This window comes from Plasticicumulans sp. (assembly GCF_035331805.1).
Taxonomy (GTDB): domain Bacteria; phylum Pseudomonadota; class Gammaproteobacteria; order Competibacterales; family Competibacteraceae; genus Plasticicumulans.
Window position 1 is genome coordinate 1 of sequence record NZ_DAOLKE010000532.1, and the last position, 1,702, is coordinate 1,702.

The window sequence follows — 1,702 nt, forward strand, 5'->3', positions numbered from 1 at the left end:
GGCTCGCGGTACTTGCCGGCCGGCTGGCGCTCGGGCAGCACCACGGCTTCCTGCGGCAGCTCCTGATACGGCACCCGCTCCAGCAGGTCGCTGAGGATGTTCAGGCGCGCACGCTTCTTGTCATTCGAATCGGCGACGATCCACGGCGCCCAGTCGCTGTGCGTGTACTTGAACATGTCGTCGCGGGCCTGCGAGTAGTCGAACCAGCGCGAATAGGACTTCAGGTCCATCGGCGACAGCTTCCAGGTCTTGCGGCCGTCATCGATGCGCGCCTGCAGGCGGCGGGTCTGTTCGTCGGAACTGACCTCCAGCCAGTACTTGATCAAGAGGATGCCCGATTCGGTCATCGCCTTTTCCACGGCCGGCACGGCATCGAGAAAGCGCCGGACCTCCCGTTCCTCGCAGAAGCCCATGACCCGCTCGACGCCGGCGCGGTTGTACCAGCTGCGATCGAAGATCACGACTTCGCCGGCCGCCGGCAGGTGCGGCAGATAGCGCTGGATGTACATCTGCGATTTCTCGCGATCATTCGGGGCCGGCAGCGCGACGACGCGAAACACGCGCGGACTCACGCGCTCGGTGATCGCCTTGATCGTGCCGCCCTTGCCGGCCGTGTCACGCCCCTCGAAGACGATGACGACCTTGAGTCCCGCATGCACGACCCAGCGCTGCAGCTTCACCAGTTCGACGTGCAGCCGGCGCAGTTCGCGCTCGTAGGTCTTCTTGTCCAGCTTCCCGCCCGCCCCGTCCAGAGCGGTTGCGGCTGCGGTCTTCTTTGCGGCTTTCTTCTTGTCCGACATGATCGCCCCCCGAGCGACGAGATTGCGGATACCGTCCGGGCCGGGCAGCACTGCCCGCCCCCGCGCGTCCTGCCCCGACCCACCGGCCTGCGTGCCACGCACGCAAACAGCCGGCGGGTTTTCCCCCGCAGCAAAGGTAGATGCGACCCGCAGGGGTGAAGCTCAATTTTCAGGGGAGCTGAATTTTCAGGGGATGAGTCCCGGGCACTCCGGGAATCCGGCGGCAACGGCCTGCCGTTCCCTCCTCCGCTCGCGCCCGCCGCTGCAGGAAACGCCGCCCCGGCGGGCCGCTCGACGAGCCGGCGTTCCGGCGCCTTCGCGAGCGTGCTGCCGACGCCGGCGCCGGCTGCGCAAGCTGCGCCGGCCGCCACGAGCCGCCCGGCTGCCCGCGCCGGGATCAGGCCCGCAGCCGACTTCAATGCGCCAGGTTCAATCCGCCAGCCCGCGGATCAGCCGGTCGAGTTCCTTCTGCAGCCGGTCCTCATCGGCGAGCAGGCCGGACCAGCATGGGGCTGGGGCGCTACCGGCTGGAGGTGGTGCGCTGACGGCGGGGGCTCCCGGCGCGCAGTACGATTCCCGCCCGCCACGCAGCACCCCGGCGGCCGGCACGCCCGGCTGCCAGCGCCGTCAGCCCGCCGGCGGCGCGAAGCGCCCGTCGCGCAGAAAGGCCACGACCTGGCGGGCCGCCTCGGCCCGGAAGATCAGCTCGGTATGCGAGTACGGCAGCGCCAGCACGGCGCAGGCGGCGGCGCAGGCGTTCTCGTCGGCGGCGACCACGCCGTCGGCCGGAAGCGGCAGTTCGGCGATCCAGCGGCCGAGGCCGATATTGTGCGTGCCGAGGATGACGCCGAGTTCGCGCGCCGGCGGCCAGTCCGGCACGTCGCCGCAGACGCCGGCCTCGC

At 70.2% G+C, this 1,702-nt stretch carries 1 protein-coding gene and 1 pseudogene; both read right to left on the reverse strand.

Translation table 11 applies throughout. From position 1 onward, the window contains the following. The coding region (gene ppk2 / locus PKE44_RS19125; RefSeq protein ID WP_324554402.1) for a polyphosphate kinase 2 at nt 1–800 on the reverse strand (800 nt) is incomplete at its 3' end. Nucleotides 801–1,427: 627 nt separating this feature from the next. After that, nucleotides 1,428–1,702, reverse strand: a pseudogene (locus tag PKE44_RS19130) (alpha/beta hydrolase); the annotation flags it as partial.